Origin of the sequence: Leptolyngbya sp. FACHB-711 (genome assembly GCF_014695615.1) — a bacterium.
Lineage (GTDB): Bacteria > Cyanobacteriota > Cyanobacteriia > Elainellales > Elainellaceae > Leptolyngbya_A.
The window spans coordinates 1-16,035 of record NZ_JACJOR010000268.1 but is presented as its reverse complement, the minus strand read 5'-3'; the positions used below and the strand labels follow the sequence as shown (position 1 = coordinate 16,035).

At 50.5% G+C, this 16,035-nt stretch carries 12 protein-coding genes, 1 tRNA gene and 1 pseudogene; 3 read left to right on the top strand and 11 right to left on the bottom strand.

The features are described 5' to 3' along the window. Nucleotides 1-106 (top strand): annotated as a pseudogene (locus H6F80_RS10485) (IS630 family transposase); the annotation flags it as partial. Nucleotides 107-253: 147 nt separating this feature from the next. On the opposite strand, the gene H6F80_RS10480 reads toward H6F80_RS10485, so the two are convergent. The 4 genes from H6F80_RS10480 to H6F80_RS10465 form a co-directional block, all read right to left on the bottom strand. Continuing rightward, nucleotides 254-326 (bottom strand) — tRNA-Glu (locus tag H6F80_RS10480). A gap of 78 nt (nucleotides 327-404) precedes the next feature. Beyond that, nucleotides 405-1,187 carry a PIN domain-containing protein gene (locus H6F80_RS10475; protein ID WP_190791504.1) on the bottom strand — a complete coding sequence of 261 codons (783 nt, stop codon included), beginning with the start codon at nucleotides 1,185-1,187 and terminating at the stop codon, nucleotides 405-407. Nucleotides 1,188-1,197: 10 nt separating this feature from the next. Next, the gene (locus H6F80_RS10470) at nucleotides 1,198-2,718 is read right to left on the bottom strand and encodes a site-2 protease family protein (RefSeq protein ID WP_190791503.1); all 1,521 of its coding nucleotides are present in this window, start codon (nucleotides 2,716-2,718) and stop codon (nucleotides 1,198-1,200) included. A gap of 251 nt (nucleotides 2,719-2,969) precedes the next feature. Continuing rightward, a complete protein-coding gene (locus H6F80_RS10465) occupies nucleotides 2,970-3,218 on the bottom strand; it encodes a hypothetical protein (RefSeq protein WP_190791502.1) in 249 nt (82 codons plus the stop codon). A 261-nt stretch (nucleotides 3,219-3,479) separates the two neighbouring features. Between H6F80_RS10465 and H6F80_RS10460 the strand changes: the two genes are divergently transcribed. Together H6F80_RS10460 and msrB are read left to right on the top strand one after the other, a co-directional pair. Beyond that, on the top strand, nucleotides 3,480-4,742 hold the full coding sequence (locus H6F80_RS10460; protein WP_190791501.1) for a cation:proton antiporter domain-containing protein: 1,263 nt from the start codon (nucleotides 3,480-3,482) through the stop codon (nucleotides 4,740-4,742). Nucleotides 4,743-4,845: 103 nt separating this feature from the next. Beyond that, a complete protein-coding gene (gene msrB, locus H6F80_RS10455) occupies nucleotides 4,846-5,271 on the top strand; it encodes a peptide-methionine (R)-S-oxide reductase MsrB (RefSeq protein ID WP_190791500.1) in 426 nt (141 codons plus the stop codon). Nucleotides 5,272-5,612: 341 nt separating this feature from the next. Here the strand turns inward: msrB and H6F80_RS10450 are convergent, their stop codons facing one another. The 7 genes from H6F80_RS10450 to H6F80_RS29080 all read right to left on the bottom strand — a co-directional run bounded on the left by H6F80_RS10450 (nucleotide 5,613) and on the right by H6F80_RS29080 (nucleotide 15,627). Continuing rightward, entirely contained in the window at nucleotides 5,613-6,101 is a 489-nt protein-coding gene (locus H6F80_RS10450) for a Dps family protein (RefSeq protein WP_190791499.1), read from the bottom strand. A 464-nt stretch (nucleotides 6,102-6,565) separates the two neighbouring features. Further along, nucleotides 6,566-7,411: a nitrate ABC transporter ATP-binding protein gene (locus tag H6F80_RS10445; RefSeq protein WP_190791498.1), complete on the bottom strand. Its 846-nt coding sequence runs from the start codon at nucleotides 7,409-7,411 to the stop codon at nucleotides 6,566-6,568. A 174-nt stretch (nucleotides 7,412-7,585) separates the two neighbouring features. Continuing rightward, nucleotides 7,586-9,586 (bottom strand): ABC transporter ATP-binding/substrate-binding protein, encoded by a 2,001-nt coding sequence (locus H6F80_RS10440; RefSeq protein WP_190791497.1) that lies wholly within the window; start codon nucleotides 9,584-9,586, stop codon nucleotides 7,586-7,588. A gap of 283 nt (nucleotides 9,587-9,869) precedes the next feature. Next, nucleotides 9,870-10,709 carry a nitrate ABC transporter permease gene (gene ntrB / locus H6F80_RS10435; protein ID WP_190791496.1) on the bottom strand — a complete coding sequence of 280 codons (840 nt, stop codon included), beginning with the start codon at nucleotides 10,707-10,709 and terminating at the stop codon, nucleotides 9,870-9,872. A 131-nt stretch (nucleotides 10,710-10,840) separates the two neighbouring features. Continuing rightward, complete coding sequence (locus H6F80_RS10430) at nucleotides 10,841-12,199, bottom strand: CmpA/NrtA family ABC transporter substrate-binding protein (protein WP_190791495.1); 1,359 nt, start codon at nucleotides 12,197-12,199, stop codon at nucleotides 10,841-10,843. A 947-nt stretch (nucleotides 12,200-13,146) separates the two neighbouring features. After that, entirely contained in the window at nucleotides 13,147-15,159 is a 2,013-nt protein-coding gene (locus H6F80_RS10425) for an alkaline phosphatase family protein (RefSeq protein ID WP_199296492.1), read from the bottom strand. A gap of 24 nt (nucleotides 15,160-15,183) precedes the next feature. Further along, nucleotides 15,184-15,627, bottom strand: coding sequence for an alkaline phosphatase family protein (locus H6F80_RS29080; RefSeq protein WP_199296491.1), 444 nt, complete (start codon nucleotides 15,625-15,627; stop codon nucleotides 15,184-15,186). Between the last annotated feature and the right edge of the window lie 408 nt (nucleotides 15,628-16,035).

The window sequence follows — 16,035 nt, the reverse complement described above, 5'->3', positions numbered from 1 at the left end:
GTGGTTTGTCCTGAAGAACTGGATGCGACAGCGATGGGATGAGTTTGAAACCTTTCGTGATTGTGTCGACGCTGCTTTCAAAAACTGCCCTAACGTGATTGCGTAGCGCTATACCTGTACCAACTGCCGCAACAGAAAGTTGTTAACGCAAGTTTTTAATGCAATTTCCAATGCAAAAAGCTCCTAAGTATTGCATCAAGAGCGTTTTAAAAGCCTGAGTTTTTTAACAGCTTAATTGCTATTGGCTTTGCGATACCCCCAGGGGAATTCGAATCCCCGTCGCCTCCGTGAAAGGGAGGTGTCCTAGGCCTCTAGACGATGGGGGCGTATCTAATGAGCGGTCATGCCAATCTTTGATGTCAGCCGCTTCACCTTTATTAGGTTATCCAATCTTCAAGGTTCTGTCAAGCCTGCTGTCGCGGGTGAATTTCTAACTGAGATTGGGGACTAACCGGACGGAAAAATAGCTGTTGTACCTGAGGGCTGTGGACAATTTGCCAGACAAAATATCCTGCTACTGCCAATCCGCCCGCTGCCATTAATAGCGATACCAGATCGGGAAACCAATCCGGCACAGACGAGACTTTTCGCATCGGAGTCAGCGAGGTTGCTGAATGCCGTTTGGGAGACGTGCGCTGATAGCCCTCGTTCAGCAGGGTGGTGTTGGGCGGCAGATCGTGAACGACACGAAACTGCTGAAGCCGCTGGCTGACCTGGATAGGACGCTGACCTGTCCGGCTCCATTGCAGCAGCGATTCAACCGGAACGCCGCAGAGATTAACGCAGGGAATGTCATACAGCTTTTGCAGCAGTAGCCGATCTTTAGTGGCAACCACGATCAGACTGCCAGGATAGGTTTGAGCCAGCCCATAACCACAACGACCCACCGCTAGCGACAGCCTTGCCCGGCGAGTTAACGCCTGCCCCGAAGCCACCTTAAACGCCGCATGAGGGGCACTGATATCGGTAATGCGCCAGCCGCTCGTCGCATAAAAGCGGTTGAACGATTTGGCAATGCGCTCCAGATCGGGGTCAGGCGATCGCTCGAACAGCAGCTTCATTTCCTCATAGATCACCTGCGGCACACAGCAGCTCCCCACCCGCGAAAACTCGCGCCATTCAGTTGGGGTTGAGCCAGACAATGCACCAACGTCGAACACCAGAATTACGGGGGGAGTGGTTGCCATGAGATTCACCTCAAAAAGAACTACCAATGCCAAGCCGACCTGCAAGCCCAGGCGTGATAGGCAGCAGCGTCGCCGCCATGAGGAACAGAGCCAGCAAACCCAGTGCAGCCCGGGCATCGTCTGGCTCGGTCAACTCGTTCAGGGCAGGACGTTCCAGGTCGCGCTGCAAAAACAGAATCAGCACTGCCCAATAAAGCGCGAGCGGATTCACCAGAGAAGCCAGACCTAGCACAATCACCGTGGCGATCGTCGTCCGTCCTGCCACCTTTCTGCCGTAGATTGCCTGCACAATGCGTCCACCGTTGAGCTGACCCGCAGGCATCAGGTTAATTGCGGTAACGACCAGCCCGATCCAGCCCACCAGCACCAGTGGATGAATTGCAACCAGCGATTGCTTTAGCGTCTCTCCCAGCACAATTCGCGCCAGGCTTCCCACCAGAAGCGAGCCTTCAAAGAAATTGGCAGGCAGTTGAAAAAGGCTATCCGGGCGAGACAGCAGCAGCCCAACCACCAACAAACTCAGAGAAACCGCTCCCCCTGCCGCCGATCCAGCAAAGGCAACGTCAAACAAACGATTGCGATCGGGCAAGACCGACTCAAAGCGAAAGAAGCTGCCAAACGAGCCAATTTGCCAGGTAGGAATAAAGTAAGGCGGACTGAGGCGAATTTGCTGTCGCGCTGCGGTGATCCGGTGGGCAATTTCAGTCGCTGCCAGCACGAGCAAAATTCCAGAGGCTACCGGCAACACTTCGCGCCAGCGCGTTAGCTCACTGAAAAAGTCAAACCCCCGCAGCAATCCGCTCGTTTCCAGACAGGTCGCGATTGTGGCTACAATCAGCACCAGCGATAGAATCCACTGTGCGATCGCCACCGATTTTTTCTCTGGGGCGCGAGGCAGCACAATCACCACGGGCTTGCCCTCCAGTCCTTCTAACAAAAATAGCCGATACCGATCGCCCGTCCGCTCTTGCAGATTTGCGGTGAGTCGATCGAAGCTAGGCTGCACTTCACCCCGCAAATTGCCCTTAAAAATCACTCCTTCTTGATAGGGAATCGTTTCAGTTGCAAAAAAGGTTTCAATGCCAAAAATGCCCTTAATAGTTTGAATCTCTTCTGCGGGCATCAGGGGAGCGTCGGCGGTTTTGGCTCCAGGTGGTTGGGTAGTGCGAGTTGATTCTGTCGCAGGTCGATCGATCGTCGCTTCTTCAGAGGATGGGGAAGAGTCAGAAGAGGGGGAAGACGCTGCCGCCTGCGACGAAACGGGATTGATCAGTCCGGCTTGCTCTGCCGATGCCCGAAGCTGCCGCCCCAGCAGAATATATACCGCGATCGACAGCAGCAGCAGCAGCAGCACGATTGCAAGATTAAACGTCACTCCCACAGCAAGCGCGCCAAACACCAGTAGCCAGGGAGCCATCAGTGCGACAGATTGAAGCCAGGCGAGAATTCCCAGCTTGCCAAAGGGTCTTGCGCGATAAAATCCCCAGGCGAGAATGGCGATCGCTGCAAACAGAATGAATAAAGTAATCATCTTCCTAATTTCCCGGTTCGCTGCAACGAACTGCTGTAACAAATTGCTGCCTTAACCACAAGCCAGATCACGGTGGAGCAATGCCAGCGAATCTTATCGATTCCAAGGCGTTACGAAAGTACTCCTGAGATCACTGCAATATGGTTAAGAATACCAGTTCTGCTGGAGTCAGGGGCAGTAAAGATGAAGCGCGAAGGAGCAAGGGTAAAACGTAGGGAAACGGGATTTTTTCTGGCAGGCGATCGATCCGATCACTGATTTGCCTGAATTGTCGCTAGCAGTTCTTCATCTGAGCAGGCGCTTTCCCAGTCCTGTGGAAGCTTGACCCGCACCGACTGCGCCCCACCGCTCGGTGTACAAACCACCCAATAAGCCTCTTCGCCTTTGACTTTAGCGAGGTCTTCTTTGTCTGTTTTTTCAGCTAATTCTGCGTATGCCTGAACACAGTTCCAGACGGTTCCCTCGCTGTCGGTGACTTCTCTTCCCAGTGCTTGTGCCATAATCAGTCCGTGAATTGCTTGTTCTAAAACAAAAACGACAAGCCGTATCCAATTTATAAAATTTGAGTCGTTTGTACGATTCCGTTTGTATTGCTGGTTTAGCTTTAATGGCATTGAAAGAAATCTGGCTTTCGGGGTAAGAGATCGTCGTCCGGGTTAGAGTTTCAGTTTAGGAGCCAGGGCTAAAACTCTATCTCCTGGGACTTTGATCGGCGATCGTCCTGCGCCTAAATTAGGTTGACTCCTCTAACGTAATTTCCTGTGGACGTTTACATTCTTGAGCTGCTGGTAATTGGGATTCTGCTGCTGTTCGTGACTCTCGGATCGGGCTGGATCGGTCGTTTACCGCTGTCCTACGCGCTAATTTATCTGGTGGTGGGAATTGGGCTAAGTCCTTACGGATTGAACCTGATTCAAGTGCGACCCGAAACCGATCTTCTAGAGCGACTCACCGAAATGGTGGTGCTGATCTCGCTGTTTAGCTGCGGCTTAAAGATGAATCGTGTCTTGACGCTGCACGCCTGGGGTTCAACGATTCGGCTGATTGCGCTGCTGATGCCGATTTCTATCTTTGGGATCGCCTGGGCAGGGCATCAGTTTCTAGGCATGTCGTGGGGAATTGCGATTTTGCTAGGAGCAATCCTAGCTCCGACCGATCCGGTGCTGGCATCCGAGGTGCAGCTCTCTCATCCCGACGATCGCGACGAACTGCGGTTTGGCTTGACTTCCGAAGGCGGCTTAAACGATGCACTTGCCTTCCCTTTTGTTTACTTTGGACTGCACTGGATCAAAGATAACCAGTGGCAAAACTGGATCGTGCAGTGGGCAGCCATCGATCTGATTTGGGGGATCGCCGCCGGATTTGGCATGGGCGTTCTGGTTGCTAGGGCTGTGGTGAAAATTGACAAGCGGCTTCAGCGAATTCGTCCGGCAGACAGCCTGATGGAAGATTTCGTCGCCCTTGCCATGATTTTGCTGACCTACTCCCTGACCGAGCTGGTGAACGGCTATGGCTTTCTGGGTGTTTTTGTCGCGGGTATCGTGGCACAGCGAAGCTATCGCAATCCCGACAAGCAGGAGTCCCAAATCGAATTTACCGAAACGCTCGAAAAACTGCTGGAGGTGGGAACGATTTTGCTGTTGGGATCGCTCCTACGCTGGGAGCCGATCATCCGCTTTTTGCCCCAATCGCTGCTGATCGCCGGACTGCTGTTTTTTGTGATTCGACCGATCGGGGCATGGATCAGTACGATAGGCGAACACCAGAACCCGATCCGTCCCTGGCTATTTGGCTGGTTTGGCATTCGGGGAGTAGGTTCGATCTACTATCTCGCCTATGCCCTGGGCGAAGGACTGCGGGCAGAGACCGGAGAGCAAATCGCCTGGATCACGTTTACGACGATCGTCATTTCCGTCATCCTGCACGGCATTAGCGCAACCCCCCTCATGAACTGGTATGAGCGGCAAATGGAACAGCGCAGACAGCAAGTGCGAGAGCGGCAGCATGGACGAGCCATGCGGTAGGAGGATGCAGTAGGGAAATTGCGAACACCAGAATCCGCAAAGGTTCCACTATGATCGAGGAAGCTGCATGATTCAGCCAATCTGAGCAAATCCAAGCAAATTTATGACTTCCTCCAAAGATAAGCAGTTTGAAGTGCAAAAGACCGAAGCCGAATGGCGCGAAACACTGACCTCCGAACAGTTTCATGTGCTGCGAAAGCATGGAACCGAACGGGCGGGAACCAGTCCGCTCGATAAGAACTATGAGTCTGGAACCTACACCTGTGCTGGGTGTGGCACGCCGCTCTTTACTTCAGATACCAAATTCAACAGCAGAACCGGATGGCCCAGCTTTTTTGCCCCGATCGATGGTGGGGTCGAAACTTCGGTCGATCGCTCTTTGTTCATGACGCGAGTTGAAGTTCACTGCGCTCGCTGTGGTGGACATCTGGGACACGTCTTCAGCGATGGTCCTGCGCCTACCGGACAGCGATACTGTATGAATGGCGTTGCCCTGGAGTTTAATCCGGCAGAGCAAACACAGGCATAATCTTTGACCTAAAACCTTACCAAAACTCAGCAGATCATAAAGACCCCCTGACTTTTCTTCAGCACTGGCTGAGACAGAGTATCAGGGGGTTTATTTTACTGGAGATATCGGATGATTGCCGCGTTGGGCTCACAAAACCTGCTTATCGCGATCGATGTAAAAAGCAGTTTGAAAAGCCATTATCGTGACCCAAAGCACTCTTCTCGCTCGTGACCTTGAGATAAACCGAGCATTGTTTTCATCTCGGTGTTTTAATCTTAGTTTTAAGCTCAAAGCCCCCCAGCTTGACAGATTGAGGGGCAGTGTAGAAGAGTTGGGACTTCCACGATCGGACAGTGGAACTACGAAACTAAGTTATCGCCCTTTTTCAGGATCTCTTTGAGGAACCAGCGATGCTTCTGATGAACCTGAACCAGGCGGGTGTACAGATCGGCAGTGCCAATATCGCCTGCGTTGGTGGCAACTTCTGCGTCTTGGTGCATCTCGGTGATGATCAGCTCGTGGGTGACGATCGCCTCTTCGATCATTTGCTTCACCGAGAGCCTGCCTGCGGAGGGCTTCACGCTAGCGGTGGGCAGATATTCTGCAGGGTCTGCAACCGGTTCGCCGTCGAGCATCAGGCTTCTTTCGGCGAGTTCATCTACTGATGCAAACACTTCGCCGCCCTGCTCTTCAAACAACAGGTGCAGATCGCGGAACAGCGGACCAAAGGTGAGCCAGTGATATTTCTTGTAGTTGAGGTAGGCAACTAGGGCATTTGCCTGCTGACGATTGAGGGTGTCAACAACGCTCGATTGCTGAAGCTGAAGGGATGGAACGGTAGCGGTCATAAACTGTGCCTCTTTGAGAATGCTTAAACGAAGGTGAGTCAGCTCTGATTGTTGCAGGTGAATTGGTAGATAGAGCAAGCGATCGATAAAATTCTTTTCCTACGCTATAACGCTTGCTAGAGAGTCTCCGTTCAAATTGAACATAAATCTTCAGAAGTAGCGATTCCAGATGAACGGCAATATTGGATTACCCCTGCTTCACCTTTCTCCTATATCATAGTCGTTATGACTTCACTTTGGCAACCCTTCAAATAAAATACCCCTGCCCGCTCTTCCAAAATGGTAGAGGGAGTAAGGGTAGGAGCAGGCATTCATCCAGAAGATTTAACCTTCCTGATTCGCACAAAGAAGCCCTAGATTTTGGAAAAAAGCTTCAGGCTGAAGTCTTATCGGCAAAGCGTTCCAAGCTCAAACCGGAAGCCTAAATGCCAGAACCTAGAGCCGCACAGGCTCACTGAGCATCCCTATTCATCATCGTGAGCAAAGCGGTTATAAAGGAAGTCAAGTGCCTGGTTTCGCAGCTTGTAGTATTCTGGGTCTTCCATAATACGATCGCGATCGCGGGGACGCGGGAACGGAATTTCCATCACTTCGCCAATGTTGGCGGCAGGCCCGTTGGTCATCATGACCAGCTTGTCTGCCAGGAAGAGAGCTTCGTCAATATCGTGGGTGATCATCAATACCGTGCAGCGATGCTCGTTCCAAATTTTCAGCAGCTCTTCTTGCAGTTCTTCTTTGGTAATCGCGTCGAGTGCGCCAAAGGGTTCATCTAGCACTAGCACTTCGGGACGGGTTGCCAATGCACGAGCGATCGCCACCCGCTGTTTCATTCCGCCGGAAAGCTGAGTCGGCTTCTTCTCTGCTGCATCCGACAGTCCGACCAGTGCCAGGTTATCGCGAACGATTTGCTTCTTTTCGGCTTCAGATTTGTCGCTGTAAACCGAGTCCACACCCAGGTAAATGTTCTCAAACGCCGTCAGCCAAGGCAGCAGCGAATAGTTCTGAAACACCACCATGCGATCGGGTCCGGGCTTAGTAATCGGCTTGCCCCGCAGCAGCACCGAGCCATCCGTCGGCTGACTGAAGCCCGAAACCATGTTGAGCAATGTAGACTTGCCGCAGCCTGAATGACCAATAATGCAGATAAACTCACCTTCGTTAATGGTCAGGTTGACATCTTTGAGAACGACATATTCGCCCTTCGGAGTTGGATAAACCTTAGAAACACCTTTAACGCTGAGGAACGATCCAGATTCATTGGCAACACGAGAGTTGGCAGACGCAAGGCCAGTTTGATTAAGAATTTGCATGGGTTTTACCAATGGAAAATGAGCAATTGTGTCAACAAATTTCTGAATAGGGTGTCAAACCGAGATGAATTAGTAAAAGGATGGAGACAACGGAGACAAATTGATCGATTTTTACAAAGAAGTAAAGTGATCTAAAATCTCGCATTGCGGCTCCATCCCTATCCCTCACCCCTCCTATGCCGCTAGTCGGCGGACATCGATCGCCACTTCTGCCACGCTAAAGTCACGCTTAATGGCGAGGCTGTTCAGGTACCCGATCGGCTCTTCCGCATCAAACGGAATGCCATCAAAGAGTTCGATCGGACCCCGACGATATTTGATGTCCAGCATACCGAGTTCACGTGCGGCAGTACTGAAAACGCTCACGCGACACACTCGCTCTAAAATTTCCATCCAGTTCCGTGGGAAGGGAATATCGCCCCAACGCGCCATCTGCGTCATCATCCACAAGTGCTCTGTCCGGCTTGGGCGATTCACGCCATCGCCATAAAACAAATGGTGAGCATACTCGCGCATCGGCTGATCCAGATTACACACATACCCGTTCGGATCGCCCAAGTGAATGTAATCGATGCTCGTGCTGAGGTACTCCCGACGCGACAGCATTTCGCGAATCTCATCGTGATGGGCAGGGTCAGCACAGTAGCGGCAAGCTTCCAGCAACGCTTTTGCCAGCGCAATGTGCGTATTGGGATAGCGATTTGCCCAGTCTTCGCGCACACCCAGCACCTTCCCCGGATGACCCGACCAGATCTCCAGATCCGTTGCAACGGTGAAACCAATTTCTTCGATCGCCGATCGCAGGTTCCAGGGTTCGCCCACGCAATAGCCGTCGATCGTGCCTGCTTTGAGGTCAGCAATCATCTGCGCCGGAGGAATCGTGGTCAGATGCACATCGTTATCGGGATCAATACCGCCCGATGCCAGCCAGTAACGCAGCAGCAAATTGTGCATCGAAGACGGGTGAACCATGCCCAGCGTATGCTCTTGCTCGGTCGATTCCAGTAGCATTCGCTTCAGGTCAGCTGCATTGTAAACGCCCTGCTCGTAAAACTTTTTGCTGAGCGTGACTGCGTTGCCGTTGCGGGTCATGGTCAGTGAACTCACTACGGGCAGCGGCGTGTCCTGATGTCCGCCGACGGTAAACCAGGTTGGCATTCCGGCAGGCATCTGAGCTGCATCCAGATAACCACCTGTAATGCCGTCTACAATGCCGCGCCAGCTCGTTTCCCGCACCAAGCTCACCTCATCCAATCCATGCTTGGTGAAGAAGCCTTTTTCTTTTGCGACCACCAGCGGAGCGCAAGCTGTGAGCGGTACAAAGCCCAATTCCAGGTTGATCTTTTCCAAACCATGACGGGCGATCGGCTCAGTTTTCTTTGCCCGCAGCTTTTTGATCCGCTTTTGCTGGTTCAGGAAGTAGATAATTTCCGATCGCAGGCTGTAGTAGCTGGGGTGCGTCACCACATCCATCCGCTTGCGAGGGCGGGGAATATCCACTTCGAGAATGCCGCCAATCTTAGAGCCGGGACCATTGGTGAGCATGACGATGCGATCGGAAAGCAGCACGGCTTCGTCCACATCGTGCGTCACCATTACCGCTGTAACCTGATTCTCTTCGCAGATCTTCATGAGCTGCTCTTGCAGGTTGCCTCGGGTCAGGGCATCGAGTGCGCCAAAGGGTTCATCCAGCAGCAGCAGCTTCGGACGAATTGCCAGTGCTCGTGCGATCGCCACCCGCTGCTTCATTCCGCCGGAAAGCTGAGCCGGAGGCTTATCGGCTGCGTGCTGCAAGCCCACCATTTTGATGTGCTGCTCAATAATCGCACTGCGCTCTTCTTTCGAGATGCCTTTCAGCACTTCATCGACCGCCAGACCAATGTTTTCACGCACCGTCATCCAGGGCAGCAGCGAGTAGTTTTGAAACACCACCATGCGATCGGGTCCGGGTCGCTTGATCTGATCGCCTTCGAGGCTGACGACGCCTTCGGTGGGCAGATCCAGCCCGGCAATCATGTTCAGCAGCGTCGACTTACCGCAGCCAGAGTGACCAATCAACGAAACAAACTCACCTTTTTTGATTTCGAGGTCAATGCCCTTCAGTGCAACGTACTTTCCGCCACCCGAAAGGTTGAAAACCTTTTCGATATTATCAACGGCAACAAAGACTGACATAGTGAATTGGGAGATAGAGGGTAAGGGATGAATGAGGAGGAAAACGAGCGATAGAGATGCTGATTTAGAGATGAAGCGAACAGCGATCGAGCGAACAACACCAGGTAGAAGCTAAATCATTCATTCTCTGCATTAGTTTGAGAACCGTAGGATGGGTTAGGTGTAGCCGTAACACATCAATTCTTAAAAAGTCAGTTCTGTTTGTTTGCTCAATGAACTGCATCAATCTTTGGAATTGCATACGTTACGCTTCACTAACGCATCCTACAAGGGTCTACGTGGCCTATTGCAGGGGAGCAATGAGCTTTTGAATGTAAGCCACCAGACGATCAAGAATTAGACCCACCGCACCGATATAAACCACGGCAACGATAATCTCGCTCACATAGTTTTGCTGATACGCATCCCAGATAAAGAACCCAATCCCAGCCACACCCGACATCACGATTTCTGCCGCAATAATTGCCAGCCAAGCCAGACCGATCGCAATTCGCAGTCCAGTGAAGATATAGGGCAGCGCAGAGGGAATCAAGACCTTGAAGAAATACTTGGGCTTGGAAATTTGCAGGACTCGCGCGACGTTCTTATAGTCCTGGGGAATTTCGCGCACGCCCACAGCGGTATTAATCAGAATGGGCCAGATCGAGGTGATGAAAATCACGAACAGAGCCGCAGGTTCGTTTTGTTGCAGTGCAGCCAGCGAGATCGGAACCCACGCCAGCGGAGCTACCATCCGCAAGAACTGAAACAGCGGGTCAAACATTTTGTCGGCGATCGGGCTATTGCCAACAAAGATTCCGGCTGCAATTCCGACGATCGCGGCTGCACCGTAGCCCTGAGCCACCCGACCCAAACTTACCATTGTTTGTCGGAACAGACCCTGATCCAGCTCACTGTTGTAGTAAAAAGGATTAAGGATCAAGTATTGGCTACGCTCGTCGGTTAATACCTGGATCGGTCCGGGAAGTTTGATCAGCCCAACTTGAGACACAAATTGCCAGATGGCGAGGAAAAGTAGAATACCGAGGATGGGCAGAATGATGCTAGCTATCGGACTCTTGAGAAACTTCTGAAGATCAAAAGCAGAGCCGGTCTTTGGACGACTAGTTACTGTGGCAGTCATGAACTTTCCTTAGGTGAGGTAAATGTCGTATTGGACAAAACAGGAGGGAAGTTAACGGTCTTGTGAGGAAGAAAACAGGGAGGGTCACACTCCCCTAACCGGTATCGCCTGCACTGGATGAAGCCGCTACATTAAGCCGCCTTAATCTTGAGGCTGTCCAGATAGGCCTGTGGATTTTCGGGGTCAAACTTGATGCCGTCGAAGAACGTTTCCACACCGCGACTCGTCTCCTTGGGAATATCTGCGGTGAACCCTGCTTCTTTTGCGGCTTCGCGCCAGAGGTCTTCCCGGTTAACACGATCGACAATCTTCTTAGCAGCGTCGAAGTCGGTCAACACATTCTTATGGAAGCCCCAGCGCATCGACTCGGTGAGGAACCAGAGGTCGTGGCTCTTGTAGGGGTAGGAAATGCTGTTGCCGTTAGGGTCTTTCCAGTAGCGCGAACCCTTGTTGATATCATTAATCGCCGCTTTACCGTCGCCCATTTCATAGGTGCCACTCCAGGGTCCTGTAAGAACAGCTTTCGGCGCATTAAAATACTGACGGCGAGACGCAATATTGACCATCTCTTCGCGGTTTTCGGGCTGATCGCACCACTGCTGCGCTTCCATTAAGCCTTTGAGCAGTGCTTTGGTTGCCTTCGGGTTTGCCTCAACCCAGTCTGCCCGCATTGCAAAATACTCTTCGGGGTGGTTCTGCCAGATTTCAGCCGTGAGCGCAGACATAAAGCCAATCTTGTCGTTCAAGATGCGATAGGGCCAGGGGTCGCCTGTGCTAAAGGCATCCATCGTCCCGTTTCTCATGCCCTGCACGGTTTCCGCCGGAGGCACTGCCATTAGCTCGATGTCCTTGTCGGGGTCAACGCCGCTTGCTGCAAACCAGTAGCGAATCCAGAAATCCTGGTTGGCGTTGGGGAAGGTGAAGGCGGCTTTGAATCGGCGTCCATTAGCGGCCTGGAACCCTTTGATGTACTCGGGGTCGTTGATCTTCAGACCAATTTGCTTGCCCTGGTGAGCGTTTGCAATGGCAATCCCGTTACCGTGGGTGTTGAGCTGCATCAGCACCGCCATCGGCAGCTTGTTTCCGTTGGTGATAATGCCTTCAGTGATCAAGTGAGGCATAGGCATCTGCCACTGACCGCCATCAATGCCGCCGCCCTGCGTACCAATCACCACGTTATCGCGTGCGCCTGCCCAGTTTGCCTGCTTCACCACCTGCACGTCAGTCATGCCGTACTTTGCAAAGAAGCCTTTCTCTTTTGCAACAATCAGGGGGGCGGATTCAACGATCGGCAGATAACCCAAGGTTGCCTTTGTCGTTTCCGGTGCATCTCCGGCTGCAACAGGGCTGGGTGCGGCTGCGCTAGACGTGTTGTTAGACGCAGTATTCGCTCCAGGCTGCGAGCAACCTTTTAGTAAAACTGCACCTGCTGCCGTCGCGCCCGCTGTCACAATAAACTTACGACGAGACAAATGAGAAAAAGTAGACATAGAACCTCCTAACAGCGTGCTTACCGTAGCTGCCTACAAATCGCGATAATGCTGATAAAAATCTGAGCTTTAGCGAGTTATGAAAACCGCAACTTGATCAACGCAGGGTGACAGAATTTATCCCATCACTAAATCTGCAGCCAGAGACCAAAACTTTGATTTTGGCTTAACTCCGATCGCAGCTTGCGTAACTTGGGGTTATGACTGAAGTTTTTCAATCTTGTAAGTAGTGTACAGCTTTCCAGAGCAAAGTATATAGTTAAGTCGATAATTTTTGAAATGATTATCAAATAATCTCTATAAGCATTTGCTTAATTCCCGCAAATCAAGGGCAATTAAGTAATTGTGAGCATCAAGAATGCTCTATTGATCCAAGATAATTCGGATCAATATCTCGTAATTTCCGCAGAAACTCTGTTTCAGCCTTGGCTATCTATCAATAAATTTCTATAGACAAATTGGCTGTGCCGTCTATCAATTAAGAACATTAGGAGTTTGCAAATTAATCTCGATCCAGACTGCAAACCAGGAAAAAGATTCAGGGGAAAAGATTCAGGGGAAAAGACAAGATGCAAATCGCAGCCGCACGACTTTACGATGAGTAGGATTAACTTACCATCTTGGTGGATCACTCTGGGTATTTGCTTATAGCTTCTATAGAGCGATCGCTTTCCAATGAATTTTCACTATATCTGTATCTATATAAGGAGCAATCTCAGTAAGAAGCAATTTCAGTAAGGAGCAATCTCAATAAAGGCTGCATGAATAGAGCCCGCATTAACGGTGGATGTGAGGCTGAGCGAAAAGCGTCGCCCAGTCCATGAGATAGTGGGACAATCACCGCAACGAGTGGTGACGGATAGAGTGGCTTCGTATCCTAGAGCTCTCTATCTAAGAACGGGAGTGTTTCGATTGAACGAACTGGTGAATTGCAAGAGCATATTGAATTAAGCTAAAGCAGAATTCAAAGAAGTCAAGCTACTGGTTTCTAGTCCAATTGAGGGGTTTAAGTCATTGCTGTTCGGAACAAGATGAAATCCATCTCGGTTCTGCAACCCGAAATTCACTTCTAAATCTGTAAGAAGGCTGTCTCTCCCGTCCCTAATTAGATCTGTGACGGTATTGACGAGACGATCGCCTCCCAAGTTCAGGATGTCATTAATATCTGCGATGTCGATATCACCTTCAAGGTCATCAAAGGCATTGATCAGAGCATCTCGAGCATCAGCCAACACTGCGCTACCATTGCCAATAAGATCCTGGAGATAGTCATCAAGAGCATCCAGTGTGGCTTCAAGATCATTTCCTGTGTCTGGATCAAGAATTGACTCACCTTCAACCGCTGGTGCAGGCTCAACACCGAGCAAATCAAGCAGTGTCGGAGCAATATCAATACTACGAATCTGATCCAGATCGGAGAAATCATCCGCATTAAAATCAGGACCAGCCGCTAGAAAGATAGCCTGCATCTTGGGCAAGTTGGGATCATACCCGTGTGCTCCATAGAAGTTTGGCACAGAAAAAATGGGCTGTTGATCCTGTACAGGGGTAGTATCATCTCTACGCAGTACAGTAGGTTGGAAACCATCAAAGTTGTAACCCAAATCTAAAAGTGCAAAAACATCACCGGTATCCTGTCCAATAAACTCACTTCTTGCTGTAATGATATCTTCAGCCGTAGGATTTTCAGGAACAGGACGTTCATAAACTTTGTCGAATAAATCAACAGCTCCATCGAGAGCATAGCTGGAATTGGTATCTTGTATGCTTTCCAGCGTTTGTACAATTCGCTGCTGCAACTCTCGATACTCACTGGGGTCAACCGTACCGTCTGGTTCGCGCCCCTTCACGTTGATGTAAATATTCACTGCTGGACCACTTGTCACGGCTCGAACTTCGTTTGGATCAAACCCAGCATTTGCCAGGATATTGTTCATGTTTACAGCAGTATGGAAGGGTGCAAAGCCATGATCCGAGGTAATGATGATGTTACTGTTAGGATCGCCATTCTCATCAACCCCTACAGTATCAATGACACGCTGCACCGCATCACTAACGGTTTGATATGCGTTCAAGACATAATCTTGATAGCGATCGACCTTTGCCGGATCTTGTCCTGCCCCAATGGAATAAGGATTTGTGAAATCGCTAGGTTGGCGAGGATCAATTAACAGAAACTGATGCTCAGCACCATCGGGTTGCTCAATGTAGCCTAATGCCAGATCTGCATTGGGTTCCTGCTCGATCGCTCTCAAGAAGACATCCGTTTGGTAATCAACAAAGGTTTCTACCAGGTCTTGATAAACAGCCTCCAGTTCGACATCGGGGAAGTCCTCCAGTCCGGGCGAAATTCGTTCGGGAATACGATAATCAGGCTGCGGTCGCCAGAAGCCAACCGTGTTGTTGATATCATCAACATTGGCAAGAACTCCAGGATTATCAGCCGGACGGGGAATGTAATTGGCTGATGTCCGAAGCAGCCGAACTGTAGAAAGATCAGGAGCCAGATTCGTCAGGACAAATGATGCCCCAACTACGTTGTTGCTACTTTCAAAGAAGAAGGGGCTGATTGTCTGATCATAGGTATTGAGAACTGCCGATCCGGTTGAAGGAGCGTTGCCAGTTAGTGCTTCAATGCCTCGATTTGCATCAAAGACGATCAACTGGTTGTAGTTCACCACTCGATCGTCTGTCGTGTCGATCGCAACAGCCTGCAAGTTATACGCATTGCTGCTGCCCCCAGTCAAACTACCTTGTCCTTGAGCAGGAATGTCTTCTAGCTCAGCGACTTTAACATCACTAAATGACTGAATTCCTAGAGCTGTAAGATCAGTGATGGCTTCGTTTGCATCCACTGTGAAATCAGCAGCATCTAAGCTAAAGCCTCTGGCTCCCAAACCACCAAAAGTGCCAAATGGCACCGTGTAATCCACTGTTCGCACATTGCTGGATTGAATCACAGGGGCAGGATCAACACCGGGTAATCAAATCGTGGCTCCATCAGCACCCGGAAATGTTGCTGCAACAACTGTCCTGCCTGCTTCTCGTAGGCGTACCCACAAGGGTTCAGCCGTTGGAGTCTCATCCTCATGGGCATAGCCACCGTGTGGATCTGAGCTATCCTCATGCAAGGCATCGTATCCACCGATCGGTGCGCCAAAGCCACTGATATTTGTATTAAAAGGGCTTCTAATCAAGTGGAACGAGTTGGCATTAATGTCATTATTTGCTGCCGTAGAACCAGTAGCGATCGCGATATGGCTAGGTGCTGTCAGGGACGGTGTAATAACAGTACTTGGGACAAAAACTCCTCGATTGACGAGATATCCTAAGCCCGTATCCGAATCCAGTTGGTTTGTTTCTAGATAGTTCTTGACAATAGAAAATGTTGCGCCGTCCAGAGAGATAACAATATTTTTGGGAGGCATACTTATTCTCGTTCTCGTAGGTTGTAGTGGGGGGATCAAAGAATTCAACGGAGGAGTCAATGATGCGTTGTAATATATTCCTACCTCTTTAATGCAGTAGGGGCACTGGTTCGTCAAATCAACGCGAGTTTAGGCAAAGGCAAAACTGTTGCTATCCAAAGTGCCAGCTTGTACTCCTTCAAGAACAGCGATCGCCAGGTTGGGCTAACTAGCGGCGATAGTCCCTGCATCTCCCTGACTTTGCACGATCGTCAGACCCTCAAACTCAGAAACACTAGATAAGCCTGCAATGGCGACGACATTCTTAGCCATTAGGTGAATGTTTTCCTATTTAAAGAGCGGTTGCTTCCATTGCAGAAATACTGAATAAATAGAACTTCTCATAGCAACCTTAAGAAACAAATTTCT